The organism is Kribbella sp. VKM Ac-2568 (assembly GCF_004345365.1).
Classification (GTDB): Bacteria; Actinomycetota; Actinomycetes; order Propionibacteriales; family Kribbellaceae; genus Kribbella; species Kribbella orskensis.
Window position 1 is genome coordinate 47,889 of record NZ_SLVF01000013.1, and the last position, 12,074, is coordinate 59,962.

Genomic DNA, 12,074 nt, shown 5'->3' on the forward strand with positions numbered 1-12,074 from the left:
CATCCTCCGCGTTTGTCGGTCACCTGTCTGACTGACAGAACGCGGAAGATGTGACAGGCCTCAGGCAGGTGACTACCTACATTGACCAATGGGCCTAGGTGAATGTGACCGCACAACCGTCGGGACCGCAGACGCCCTCGGCGCCGCCGATGACTGAGAGCTTGGGAGTGTGCTCGGCCCAGGCCTTCGTGACCGCCGCGAACAGGTCCTCGGTGCCGATCGCGCCGGGGATCGCGTAGCGCTCGTCCAGGACGATGAACGGCATTCCCTGGGCGCCGAGGCTTTCGGCCTCCCGCTGGTCTGCCTGCACCCGGTCGCGGTACCGCCGGCTGCCGAGGGCTTCGGCCGCTCCATCCAGACCGACCTCGCCCGCGAACCGCAGTACGGCGTCAACCGTCCAGAGCGCGCGTGGCTCGCCGAAGTGCGCTCGGAACATGGCCGACCAGATTTCGTTGCCGCGCCCCTGGTCCGTGGCGTAGGCGAGCAACTCGTGCGCGTAGTCCGTCGGGCCGAGCGTGCGGTCCAGCGCGTGGTACGGCGTGAGTCCGTCGGCCCCGGCGGACTCCTCGATCCGGCGGATCGTGCGGACGCCCGCCTCGGTCGGCACCCCGGCCGCCGCGAACAGGTCGCGCTGGGTGATGCCCTCCCGCGGCAGGTCCGGATGCAGCTGGAAGGAACGGTGGACGATCTCCAGGTCGTGCCCGAACCGCTCCTGGACCAGGTGCAGCCGGTGGTCCATCAGGCCGCAGTACGGGCAGATGATGTCCGACCAGAACTCGATCTTCATGATGATGACCTCTCCAAAACTTACTTTGTGTTCGTAGCCCCATTGTGCGATAGTTTCGGAGGCATACAAAAGGCACATTCATGTGCGTGGGGAGAGGTGGCACGGACATGGCAGAGGTCCGGACGGCGCGGACGAACGTGCGTGCGAACGTCAAGCGGGTGCCGGGTCCGTGCTCGCACTGGGACGACCTGGACGCCGACTTCATCCGGGAGGTGCTGGACCTGGTCGGCGACAAGTGGAGCGTGCTGATCATCGGGACTCTCGCCGACGGGCCGACCCGCTACTCCGAGTTGGCCGATGCCATCCCCGGGATCTCGCAGCGGATGCTTACGCTCACCTTGAAGCAGTTGCGACGGATGGGTCTGGTGGACCGGACCGCGTACGCCGAGGTGCCGCCGCGCGTCGAGTACTCGCTGACCGAGCTCGGCGGGTCACTCCTGTCCACCGTCCTGGCGCTGGCCGCCTGGTCCGCCGATCACCATGGGGAGATTCGCCGGCACCAGGCGGCCTTCGACACCGACGGCTGAGTCAGGCCGGTGGGAGGCGGATACCGCGGCTGACCTCGACGTCGTCGTAACGGCCTTCGAGGACGTCGATGAACTTGACCGGGCGCTGCAGGGTGGACGCGATGTAAACGGCGCGGACGGTGGCGAGCGCCTCGATCGCGTGGTGCACGGTGATCCCGGGCTGCTCGCCGCTGTCGATGGCACTGAAGATGTCCTCGTACTGCGCGACGTGGCCGCCCGGCTTCTCCGCCTCCACGGGCACCTCGTCCTTCGAGCCGTCGACGTTGAAGCGGCGCAGCACGTCGTCCTCGAGCTCGGCACCTCCTTGAGTGCCGTGCACGGAGACCCGGGTGCGCCCGCCGGGGAAGGCCGCCGTGGTCGCGTGCAGGGTGGCGACAGACCCGTTCTCGAAGGTCAGCGTGGCGACCACGGTGTCCTCGACCTCGATCGCGTGATGCGCGGCGCGGAGTGCCTGCGCCTGGATGCTCACCGGCCGGCCCATGAACCACAGCAGCAGGTCGACGGTGTGCACGCCCTGGTTCATCAGCGCGCCACCTCCGTCCTGCGCCCAGGTGCCGCGCCAGCCGGCGGACGCGTAGTACTCGTCGCTGCGCCACCAGGCGACGGTCGCCACGGCCGAGGTGAGTTGGCCGAAGCGCCCGTCCCGGATGGCCCGGGAGACGAGAGCACTCCCCGGGTCGAACCGGTGCTGGCTGATCACCGAGGAGATCACTCCGTGGTTCGCGGCCCGGGTGGCCGCCGCGCCGAGGCGGCGGGCCCGGATCAGGTCGACGTCGAGCGGCTTCTCGATGACAACGTGCTTCTTCTCGTTCAGCGCCTGCTCGGCGAGCGCGGCGTGCGTTCCGCTCGGCGTGCAGATCGCGACGAGCGAGATATCCGATCCCGACAGGGTCGCGGTCAGGTCGTCGTACACCTTCGGCTCCGGCTGCCCGGCCTCCTTCAGCCTGGCAGCCAGCGCCTCTCGGGCGGCGGCGTCACCGTCGACCAGGGCGGTCACGATGGCGTCCGGTCGCGCCGCGATGGTGTCGGCGTGGGTGCGCCCGATGATGCCGCAGCCCACGATGGCGACCTGGTGGTTGTTCGTCGAGTCAGACATCTCGCCCTTTCGTCGCTTCTTCGCTACTTGGCCGTGAAGTTCGCCGTCAGCACCTGGTCCGCGGTGACGGTGAAGGTGTACGACTGCTCGGTCGAGACGATCTCGCCGTTCACGGTCCAGTTCTGGAAAACGCTATCCGATTCAGGCGTGGCCGTCACGGTCACCTGCGCGCCGACTTCGTACGTGCCGGGTTCGGACTCGTTCCCCGCGATCTTCACCGTGCCGTTGCCGACCGCCGCCACGGAGACGCCGCGCTGGACGACGTTGATCACCATCACGTTGTGCAGCGTCACCGGCCCGGTGCTGGTGGCGCCGTTGTAGCGGGCCAGGTTGGTCGCCTCGACGTCGCCCTTGACCACCTTGACGGTGAAGCCGCCCTCGCCGAGGTTGTCGGTGCCCAGGTTGAAGGCGTCGACCTGGCCGTCGTTGACCACCAGCCCGTCGTGGAAGCCGTAGGCGAAGACGTTGAACAAGGTCAGCCTGGTGGCCCCGTCGACGGTGACGATCTTGGCGGTCTTGCGCATGTACTTGTCGATCACGAGCTCGAAGATGCTGCCCTCGTTCATCCAGTTCGGCTGCTGGTAGCCGACCCGGGTGACCGCGTTGCCGTTGGACAGCACGCCCTCGATCCGCCCGCCGGTACTGCGGCCGACGGCGATCGCGTGGTCGAAGAAGGCGCCGGCCACCTTGCGGACGACGAACCCGTCGTTGCGGTAGGTGGTCAGGTCGATCCCGTTCCACGCGTTCGGGAAGCCCGCGTTGATCACATAGGTCTGCGCGCCCTTGCCGCGAACGGCGTACGGATAGGCGACGACACCCTCGGCGGATCCTGGGTTGTTCTCCGGGTAGAACACCCGGAGACCGCGGAGCCCGGCCTGCTGGCCGTCTAGCGTCACGAGCGCCGTGGCGGAGTCGGGTGCCTTGGTGGCTCGTCCCTCGAACGCCTGGAGCACGGTGCCGCCGCTCGCGCCGCCCTGGTCCCGGTTCGGTACTGCGGACGCGCCGCGAAGCTCGACGTTCGCAGGGACCCGGAGGTGGCTGGTGATCCGGTACCACCCGGCCGGCAGGTAGACGACGCCGCCTCCGGCGCGGCCGGCGTTGTCGAGCACCTTCTGGATCGAGCCCGTCGCGTCAGCCGCGGGGAGATACCCGACGCCATGCGGCGCCGCCGCGACGTACAGGGTCTTCCGGGCCGGAGCGGGCAGCGGTTGCTGGGTGTAGGTCGGTGCTGCGCCGGCCATCCTGTGGACGATGCCGGAGAGCGCTCCCTGGACTTCTGTGCCGGTGATCTTCACGTAGCCGCGCGAGTTGTTCTCGATCGCGCCCGCGCTGCCCTCCATCCGGCCGCCGGCCACCGTCATACCCCACCGGTCGTCCATCACGTCGACCTTGAGAGCCACGTCGGTACGGCGTACGTCGGGCTGCAGGAAGCTGCCGGTGAACTGGGCCCGCTGACCCGCCACCACGTGGATGCCCACCTTGTAGTCGGACAGCGTGGTCTGGTGGAACTGGTCCCACTCGAGGTCGCCGAGCACGAGCCCGGTGCCGTTGGCGCGGGTCCAGCCGTCGAGCGCCGCGCGGGACGGCGGCTTGTAGGTGCTCGGGGCGGAGGCCCAGTAGCTGTTGCTGAAGGTCACGTTCTCCCAGGTGCCGACGTCGGCGCCGTTGTAGGCCCGGGCGCCCTCGAAGAGAGCGGTTCCCCGGATGTTCCGGATCGTCGACGATTCGTGCACCTGGCCGGAGCTCGGCGCGGAACCCCGGTCGTTCGGCATCGTGCTGATGCCGATACCGCGGTACGAGTTGAGCATCGTGACGTCGGAGACGGTGGCCATCATGTAGTTCTCGTTGCCGATCCAGGCGCCGCCGGGGATCTCGAAGGTGTAGTTGTAGGGGACCGGCTGGGTCGCGCTCTGCCGCGGGTAGTAGGTGGTCACGCCGATCACGCCGGCCGACCCGCCGATCCGGAACAGGGACGGTCCGTCGTTGCCCGAGGCAAGATCCGCGATCACCACCGTGCCGTAGTCGCCGTGGTTCTGGCCGGGACCGGTCGTGTCCGGGTCGCGACGGTCGCCGCGGAGGGTGCAGAACGCGTGCACCTCGAGGGTGTCCTTGACCAGGTACTTGCCGGCCGGGAGCCAGACGGTTCCACCGCCCGCGTCCTGGCAGGCGTAGATCGCGTTCTGGATCGCCTTGGTGGAATCCCTCTGACCGCTGCGGTCCGCGCCGTACCTCGTGGCGTCGAAGTCGGCGACCACGCCGTCCTCGGTCGGATTCACCGTGCTCACCAAGGTCGGTTGCGGCGTGACGACCGGGGACTCACGGAGCTCGAGCTCCTTGACGACGAAGGTGTCGGCGCCGGTCATCGCCACCCGCACGTACCGCGACTTGGTGGTGGCGAAGCGGGTCTTGCTGAACTGGTTGGCGCCGGGTGAGCCGGTCTGGCCGACCGTGGTGAACTTGCTGCCGTCGTTGGACACCTGGACGGTGTAGTCGGGGGAGGAGGTCTGACCCCACTCCACCCGGACGTCATTCACCGAGCGCGGCTTCTTCAGGTCGACCTGCAGCCAGGAGTCGCCCGCGCCACTGGTCCAGGCGCTCTCGTGGTCACCGTCGTTCGCCTTGGCCGCGTCGCTCCAGCCGCTGGCACTCGCAGTACCGGCGGTTGCGAAGTTGGTGTCGACCACGGAGGCGGTGAAGGTATCGAGCTTCGACTGCAGCGTGGTGAGAGCCGCCTTGACCTGGACGTCCGTCACGCCGGGGGTGGCCGCGACTGCTCGGGCGTCATCGATCGCCTGGAGGAAGGCAACCCTGCTGCCAACCGGGAACTGGCCGTCGCGCGTTCCCTCGCGCGCCGCCTTCTGCACCCGCGCGGCCTCGTCGATCAGGTCGACCAGACCTTCGGTCACGTCGACGACCGTGGCCACCTTCGCGACCCGGACGGCCGCGACCTTGAGGTCGGCCGCGCCGTTGCCGATGTGGATCCGGAAATCCGAGCCGTTCGAGCGGTTCATCATCACCGCGTCGTTCAGCGCGAACGTGTACGTCTTCCACGTCTTGGTGTCGCCGTAGCTGACCACCTCGGAGTTCTTGAACTTCTCCGGGATCGTCTCGCCGGGGGAGTCATAGTGCAGTCCGAACTGGCCGTTGCCCTCGTCGAAGTAGTCGATGCTGACGAGCACCAGGCTCCGGTTGTCGTACAGGTAGGTGTCGGACACGTTCATGTACAGGAAGTTGGTGCCCGGCGACGGCGCCGTCCGGTCGGTCTGCCAGTACGGCCGCCCGTCCTGTACTCCGGTGACGAGGTTCTCGGGGCGGTCGCCGGCCCGTGGAGTGATGCCGTTCTGGACCGGGTTCGCACCGAGGTCGACCGACGCGCCCGCAGTACTGATGCGCAGTCCGGCAACGGTGATGTCGCCGCTGCCGGACAGGCGCAGGTCCGCGCCGCCCAGGCGGTCGGTGAACCCGATGTCCGCCAGCGCGAAGGTCCCGGTCTGCCAAAGGCCGGTGTTCTTCAGTTGCACGTCATCGGCTCGCGCGGTGGGATCGGCGGCCGCGTCGTACTGGAGTTCGAGCGTGCCCGTGCCACTGTCGAGGTAGGTCACCGTGACCACGACGTCGTCGGTGCTCAGCTCCTCGACATAGTCCCGGTCGACGTCGAACGAGAGGAAGCCGGTGTTCGCCGCCTGGTTGGTACGCCAGTAGGTGCGGCCCTGCTCGGTACCGGTCTGCAGTCCGGCCGGGTCCTCGCCGGCGGCGGGCTGAACGCCGAGAGTGGTGGGTGTCGGGCCGAGATCGGCGCCGACGCCGCTCGGATACATGGTGGCCGCATGAGCTGCCGGAGCGGCTAGTACGCCGGTCAGCAGCAGGGCGGGAAGTAGTCCCGCCAGCAGGCGTCGGGTCATTCGGGGGACCTCCAGGTGGCGGGCCGGAAGCAAGCGAGGGACCGCTGGGACGGCAGCCGGACGTGAGCTGCCGCACACGCAGCGGTAACGTGCGTGTAAATTAAACCATGCGTGTTACTAATTCAAGAGCGTGGTGGCGGCGGCGTGACTCGGCCGCCTGGATAGGCTCTCCCGGTGGCGAACGAGGGCTCGGCAGAGGTACGGAACTGGTTGTCGGAGCACGCGTGGCCGTTGGCGGGGGTGGTCGCCGGGGCTCCGGTCGACGATCTCCGTCCGCTGGGGAAGGCGCTCGACGGAGTACAGGTGGTCGGGCTGGGGGAGGCGACCCACGGGACGCGGGAGTTCTTCCAGCTGAAGCACCGGCTGTTCGAGTACCTGGTGACCGAGCTCGGGTTCTCGGTGCTCGCGATGGAGGCGAGCGAGTCCGCCGCGCCCGCGGTCGACGCGTACGTGCGGCACGGCGTTGGCGATGCGGCGAGTGTCGTCAGCGGCCTGGGGTTCTGGACCTCGCGGACCGAAGAGGTCGTCGCGCTGGTCGAGTGGATGCGCTCCTACAACGAGGGCCGCCCGGCCGCTGAGCAGGTGGGATTCGCCGGCATCGATCCGCAGCGCTGCTCGACCTCGGTCGACGTGGTGAGAGCCGCGCACGCCGATGCGGACTGGCTCGAGGAGTTCGACGCGAAGCTCGGCGCACTGCGGGACGCGTCGCCCGGGTCCGCTCCCGATCCGGAACGAAAGGTGGTCCGGGACGCGGAGAAGTTGCTGGGATTCCTGCAGGGCGAGCAGGCCTCGGCGGAGGTTCTGCTGCACGCGGAGATCTTGGTGCGGGCTGCCGAACTGGTCGCTCGGCCACGTCAGCACGACGACCCGGCGGAGACGGTGTTCGCCGCGCGTGACGCTTTCATGGCGGGCGCCGTCGGCCGGTTGGTCGGCGACGACCCGGCCAAGCGCGTTGCGGTGTGGGCGCACAACGGGCACTTGGCAGCCAGCCGAGAGACCGCGGAGCTCCACCCGATGGGGTGGCACCTCCGGAAACGCTTCGGATCGGAGTACTACGCGCTGGCGCTGGTCTTCGGCTCGGGCTTCTTCCGCGCGCGGAGACTGTGGCCCGGACCGTGGCCGGGCAAGCTGGACGGCCCGGTCGTTTCGAACGAGATCGAGCGCGGCGGCTTCAACTCGCTCGAAGGTCAGCTCGCCGCCGCCAACGCGGGCGATCACTTGCTCGACCTCCGCAGCGCGGCGAGCGCGCCCACCGCGGTCAAGCGATGGCTCGAGGAACCACACGTCTTCCGCAGTTACGGGGCCTTCGTGTCTCGCTGGACCTACAAGATGCAGTTCGCTCCAACTCATCTGACCCGGGAGTACGACGGCCTCGCCTACGTCGCGACCTCGACCCCATCCCGCCCACTGGAGTAGGGGTGGGCGGCCGGTGTGGTGGGGCTAGGCCTACTTCGGCGGTGATCCGGCAGGTCGTGGGCATCGGGGGATGCAGAGTGGAGACATGCGACAAGCGACTTCGTGGGTGAAGAGTGCAGGGGTGGGGTTCGTGCGGGCGTGCGTGGCGACGGTCGTCAGCACGTTGGTGCCGGTCGTGTGGGCTGGGGCCGTGGTGCTGGCGGTCTGGTGGGCCTCGAACCCGTGGTCGTGGATCCCGCTGTTCGTGCTGGCTTCTGTCGCCACGTTCGCCCTGTCGCGTCCGATCTGCCGGATCTTCCGCTTCCTCGTTGCACGATGGACAGGCACCGTCATCACGCCCGGGTACCTGGAGGCCGCGCCGGTCGTCCAGCTGTCCACCGGGTACTGGTGGAACGGCACCTCCTATTCGCGTACCAGCAAGGAAGCTCGCGAGGACCAGGAGTTGCGGCTCCGGTGGCGCGATCCAGCGACCTGGCGGGATCTGCGATTCCTAGGGATCGCCGCGATCGCCGTGGGCGTGCCTGCGGCCATCCCACCTGCCGGTATCGCGGTAGCGGTCCTCGGGTTCAGTCGATCGACGGCTGCCTTGACCGTGCTCGGGCTGGTCGTGGCTATCGCCGCCGCCCCTTACGCCTGGCGGTCGGTCGAGCCGGTAACCGTCCGCTTCCTGGGGGCATCGGCTGCGATGCTGGCGGACCGGGTGGGTGAGCTGACGGCCCAGCGGGCAGACACGACGGTCGCGCAGGCTGCCGAGATCCGCCGGATCGAGCGGGACCTGCATGACGGAGCGCAGGCCCGCCTGGTCGCACTCGGGCTTTCCTTGGCGACTGCCGAGAAGCTGATGGAAACAGATCCCAGCCAGGCCAGAGCGCTGCTTCGGGACGCGCGAGCCGGAGCCGCCATGTCGCTGACCGAGCTGCGCGAACTGGTCAAGGGAATCAGCCCTCCGGTGCTGAACGAGCGAGGGCTCGTCGACGCCGTCCGCGCACTTGCCCTGGATCTCCCGCTAGACGTGAGCGTCGACGCCGGCGGCCGGCTACACCTGGACCCGCCGATCGAGTCCGCCCTGTACTTCGGAGTCGCCGAACTGGTGACCAACGTCGTCAAGCACGCCCGGGCGACCCGAGCGCGGATCTCCATCGCCCGGGACGACGCCGACATCGTGGTCGAGGTCGAGGACAACGGCCGGGGTGGTGCCGAGACATCGGCCGACGGTGGTCTCGCGGGGCTGCGCCGCCGCCTCGCGGTCTTCGACGGGACCCTGGAGATCACGAGCCCGGTGGGCGGTCCGACCCGCGTCAAGATGGTGGTGCCATGCGAATAGTTGTAGCCGAAGACCTTTACCTGCTGCGCGACGGCATGGTCCGCCTCATCGAGGCCTACGGACACGAGGTCGTGGCGACGGCGACCACCGGACCCGAGACGCTCGAGGCGCTGCTGAAGTGGCGGCCGGATGTTTCCGTCGTCGACGTCCGGATGCCGCCGACCCAGTCGGATGAGGGCCTGCGCGCAGCGCTGGCCGCCCGTGGCGAAGTGCCTGGCCTGCCGATCCTGATCCTGTCCCAGCATGTCGAACAGCTGTATGCCCGCGAACTCCTGGCCGACGGCACGGGTGCCATCGGCTATCTGCTCAAGGACAGCGTGTTCGACGCCGATCAGTTCATCGACGCGCTCGAACGCGTTGCCGCAGGCGGGACCGCCATGGACCCGGCCGTCATCGCCAAGCTGCTCTCCAGCGGGCCGTCGAACCGGCGACTCGAACGGCTCACCGAGCGCGAACACGACGTGCTCAGCCTGATGGCCGAAGGGTTGTCCAATCAGGCCATCGGCGGGCGGCTCTTCCTCAGTGAGAGTGCCATCAGCAAGCACACCACTTCTCTGTTCGGCAAGCTCGGCATCACCGATGACGACAACAACAACCGTCGCGTCCTGGCTGTCCTCGCTTACCTGAACGGCGTCTGATGCGCCTTCGCCGAGCGGGTGATCGCGGACCGCCGGGGTCAGGCAACGCCGACGAGGGTGCGGGTCTCCTCGGTCGCAACGCCTGCGGCCCCGGTGGTGGATGCCGTCAGTTGGTTGAGCAGGGTGAAGAAGTGGGTGGAGGCGTCGGGCAGGCGGAGGGCGCCGGCCTCGTGGTGCTGCCAACCGAAGAGGAGCTCGCCGTCGAGGACGTGCTCGACCAGCGGTACGGCGTACGTGCTGAGGGTGACGCGGTTCGGGCCGGTGCGGGGGTGGTGGTCGCCGCAACCGCACTCGGCGGCGATCACGATCGAGGTCAGCGCGTCGGGGGAGTACTGCCGTAGGCGCAGCGTGGTGCCGCGAGCGGTGAAGCGCGCGATCGTTGCGTCAGGCAACTGGACGAGGAGCTCGACCGGGACGGCGTGGGAGCCGGGCAGCAGGCGCAGCCCACGGGACGCGAGCAGGTCGGCGAAAGCAGAGAGGTTCATTGCGGCGAATCCGGAATCCTGTGTGTGCTGGTGTCGGCGGGCGGGCCTGGGATGGACAGGGCCTCGTGCGCCGAGACGGCGCGCGTCAGCTACAACAGCAGCGACAACACAGCGAGATACGCATGCGGAAGATGATGGCAGAGACCTCCCGCCCTGCCAAACACCGACCGCGATCTGAGACGCCTGTCCGTAGTGAACCATCGACCACACTGACCTGGACCACGTCGTGCCCTTCGACCCGACCGAGAGGTGCCGGCGCAGTTCAGCCGAGGACGGCGATCAGTTTCTTTCCGCGCGCGTGTCCTGTCTCGGCCTCCCGATGGGCTCGCGCGACCCCCGCCAGCGGATAGACCGCCTCCACCACCGGCCGGAGGTCACCTTGGTCGACGTGCTCGGCGAGTGCGGCCAGCACCTCGCGGTGTGAGCGCGCCATCATCACCCGGACCCGGGGCCCCGGAAGGATCGTCGACAGCATCGCGTAGGCCATTCCGCTCGCGGCAGTGCTCATCATTCGCCCGCGGCGGCGAAGTAGCCGGCGATAGGTGCTGAGCGACGAGCCGTGGCAGTCGAGAATCGCAGCGAACTGGCCGCTCAGCCGACCCGGAGCCGTGTAGTCGACCACGTGGCTTGCGCCGAGTTCGCGGCAGAAGGCGTGATTGGGGGCGCTGGAGACGGCCGTGACCTCAGCACCCAACGCACAAGCCAACTGGATCGCGGTGCTGCCTACGCCGCCGCTCGCGCCGACCACCAGCAGCCGCTCGCCCGCCTTGACCTTCAGCACATCACGCACCGCGCGTAGTGCGGTCACGCCGACGCTTGGCAGCGCACCGGCCACCACCAGTTCGATCGAGGACGGCGCCAGACTGACGGCGGTCGCCTTGGCCGCGACGAATTCGGCGGCGGCACCGGTGCGACCCGACACCTCTCCGAGGAATCCCCACACCCGCTGCCCGACCGCGAGGTCGCTCACCCCTGAACCCACCGCTACAACCTCGCCGGCGAAGTCCAGGCCGATCCGCTTCGGGAAGCGGCGCCCTGTCATCATCCGCAGCTTGCCGGAGCGGATCTGCAGGTCGGTCGGGTTCACGCTCGAGCCGTGGACCCGGATGAGAACCTGGCCTTTCCTGGGCTCCGGCTTCGGGACGGTTCGTACTGCGAGTTCGTCCGCGGCGCCGTACTTCGTGTACTCCACCGCGCGCATCGTCGTCGTGCTCATCGTTCTCCTCAGCGAGACAGGTTGTCTCAGTTCGGGCAATATGTCTAGGACAACCCTGCCGTCGTCACCCGGCGCGCAACCAGTCTCAGAACCGCCGAGGTGTCCCGATCGGGACAAGGAGCCGGAAATGTCTCAGTCATCGGAGAACGTCAGAGTGCGCCGCACCCGCAAACTGCTCCGCGAGGCGCTGGTCGAGCTGATCGAGGAGCGCGGGTTCGATCGCCTCACCGTCGGCGAGATCACCGAGCGGGCGATGGTCAGCCGGGCTGCCTTCTATCGCAACTACCGCGACAAGTACCAGCTGGTCGAGCAGATCTTCGACGAGGCGATGGCCGCGCTGCTGGGCACGATGACGGACGGCGCGGAACGACCACCGCTGGAGCGCTGGGCGGCGTTCTTCGAACACGTCGCCCGCTACGAACGCCTGTACGGCGCATTGCTGGGCAAGAAGGGCAGTCCGTGGTTCGCCACCAGAATGCGCGCGTCGCTGGCGACGATGGTGTCGGAGCATCTTCCGCCGAAGCCGTCGGGCGAGCTGGTCCCGACGCTGGTCGGGGCGATGTTCGTGCAGGCGATCACCTGGTGGCTGGACAACGGCCGCCCCTCGACACCCGAGCAGCTCGCGAACCAGACAGCACAGTTGGCCTCGGCGGTGATCGCCGAGGCCAAGAGTTGGGCCTGAC

General features: G+C 68.4%; 10 protein-coding genes. 5 read left to right on the top strand and 5 right to left on the bottom strand.

Features of this window, described 5'->3' with window-relative positions:
* Positions 1 to 94 precede the first annotated feature (94 nt).
* Positions 95 to 787: a DsbA family protein gene (locus tag EV648_RS32335; protein ID WP_158294117.1), complete on the bottom strand. Its 693-nt coding sequence runs from the start codon at positions 785 to 787 to the stop codon at positions 95 to 97.
* Positions 788 to 894: 107 nt separating this feature from the next.
* Between EV648_RS32335 and EV648_RS32340 the strand changes: the two genes are divergently transcribed.
* On the top strand, positions 895 to 1,314 hold the full coding sequence (locus EV648_RS32340; protein WP_132298919.1) for a helix-turn-helix domain-containing protein: 420 nt from the start codon (positions 895 to 897) through the stop codon (positions 1,312 to 1,314).
* 1 nt (position 1,315) lies between these two features.
* Here the strand turns inward: EV648_RS32340 and EV648_RS32345 are convergent, their stop codons facing one another.
* Positions 1,316 to 2,410, bottom strand: a complete 1,095-nt coding sequence (locus EV648_RS32345) for a Gfo/Idh/MocA family protein (RefSeq protein WP_132298920.1) — start codon at positions 2,408 to 2,410, stop codon at positions 1,316 to 1,318.
* 23 nt (positions 2,411 to 2,433) lie between these two features.
* Entirely contained in the window at positions 2,434 to 6,312 is a 3,879-nt protein-coding gene (locus EV648_RS32350) for a glycosyl hydrolase family 28-related protein (RefSeq protein ID WP_199234936.1), read from the bottom strand.
* Between the two features lie 174 nt (positions 6,313 to 6,486).
* Here EV648_RS32350 and EV648_RS32355 point away from each other — a divergent pair, with 174 nt between their 5' ends.
* From EV648_RS32355 to EV648_RS32365, 3 genes are all read left to right on the top strand, one after another.
* Positions 6,487 to 7,728, top strand: a complete 1,242-nt coding sequence (locus EV648_RS32355) for an erythromycin esterase family protein (protein WP_132298921.1) — start codon at positions 6,487 to 6,489, stop codon at positions 7,726 to 7,728.
* An 85-nt stretch (positions 7,729 to 7,813) separates the two neighbouring features.
* Positions 7,814 to 9,052, top strand: a complete 1,239-nt coding sequence (locus EV648_RS32360) for a sensor histidine kinase (RefSeq protein ID WP_132298922.1) — start codon at positions 7,814 to 7,816, stop codon at positions 9,050 to 9,052.
* Positions 9,043 to 9,690, top strand: a complete 648-nt coding sequence (locus tag EV648_RS32365) for a response regulator transcription factor (RefSeq protein WP_132298923.1) — start codon at positions 9,043 to 9,045, stop codon at positions 9,688 to 9,690. Before EV648_RS32360 ends, EV648_RS32365 begins: the two co-directional genes overlap by 10 nt.
* 38 nt (positions 9,691 to 9,728) lie before the next feature.
* Here EV648_RS32365 and EV648_RS32370 read toward each other — a convergent pair whose 3' ends face one another.
* Both EV648_RS32370 and EV648_RS32375 read right to left on the bottom strand, forming a co-directional pair.
* Positions 9,729 to 10,175 (bottom strand): hypothetical protein, encoded by a 447-nt coding sequence (locus tag EV648_RS32370; protein WP_241995802.1) that lies wholly within the window; start codon positions 10,173 to 10,175, stop codon positions 9,729 to 9,731.
* 262 nt (positions 10,176 to 10,437) lie between these two features.
* Entirely contained in the window at positions 10,438 to 11,391 is a 954-nt protein-coding gene (locus EV648_RS32375; RefSeq protein ID WP_132298924.1) for an NAD(P)-dependent alcohol dehydrogenase, read from the bottom strand.
* 127 nt (positions 11,392 to 11,518) lie between these two features.
* Here EV648_RS32375 and EV648_RS32380 point away from each other — a divergent pair, with 127 nt between their 5' ends.
* On the top strand, positions 11,519 to 12,073 hold the full coding sequence (locus EV648_RS32380) for a TetR/AcrR family transcriptional regulator (protein WP_132298925.1): 555 nt from the start codon (positions 11,519 to 11,521) through the stop codon (positions 12,071 to 12,073).
* The last annotated feature ends 1 nt before the right edge of the window (position 12,074 follow it).

Bases quoted from the DNA above. Each gene is read 5' to 3' on its own strand.
- EV648_RS32335 (WP_158294117.1), bottom strand. From the start codon at position 787: ATGAAGATCGAGTTCTGGTCGGACATCATCTGCCCGTACTGCGGCCTG.
- EV648_RS32340 (WP_132298919.1), top strand. From the start codon at position 895: ATGGCAGAGGTCCGGACGGCGCGGACGAACGTGCGTGCGAACGTCAAG.
- EV648_RS32345 (WP_132298920.1), bottom strand. From the start codon at position 2,410: ATGTCTGACTCGACGAACAACCACCAGGTCGCCATCGTGGGCTGCGGC.
- EV648_RS32350 (WP_199234936.1), bottom strand. From the start codon at position 6,312: ATGACCCGACGCCTGCTGGCGGGACTACTTCCCGCCCTGCTGCTGACC.
- EV648_RS32360 (WP_132298922.1), top strand. From the start codon at position 7,814: ATGCGACAAGCGACTTCGTGGGTGAAGAGTGCAGGGGTGGGGTTCGTG.
- EV648_RS32365 (WP_132298923.1), top strand. From the start codon at position 9,043: ATGCGAATAGTTGTAGCCGAAGACCTTTACCTGCTGCGCGACGGCATG.
- EV648_RS32370 (WP_241995802.1), bottom strand. From the start codon at position 10,175: ATGAACCTCTCTGCTTTCGCCGACCTGCTCGCGTCCCGTGGGCTGCGC.
- EV648_RS32375 (WP_132298924.1), bottom strand. From the start codon at position 11,391: ATGAGCACGACGACGATGCGCGCGGTGGAGTACACGAAGTACGGCGCC.
- EV648_RS32380 (WP_132298925.1), top strand. From the start codon at position 11,519: ATGTCTCAGTCATCGGAGAACGTCAGAGTGCGCCGCACCCGCAAACTG.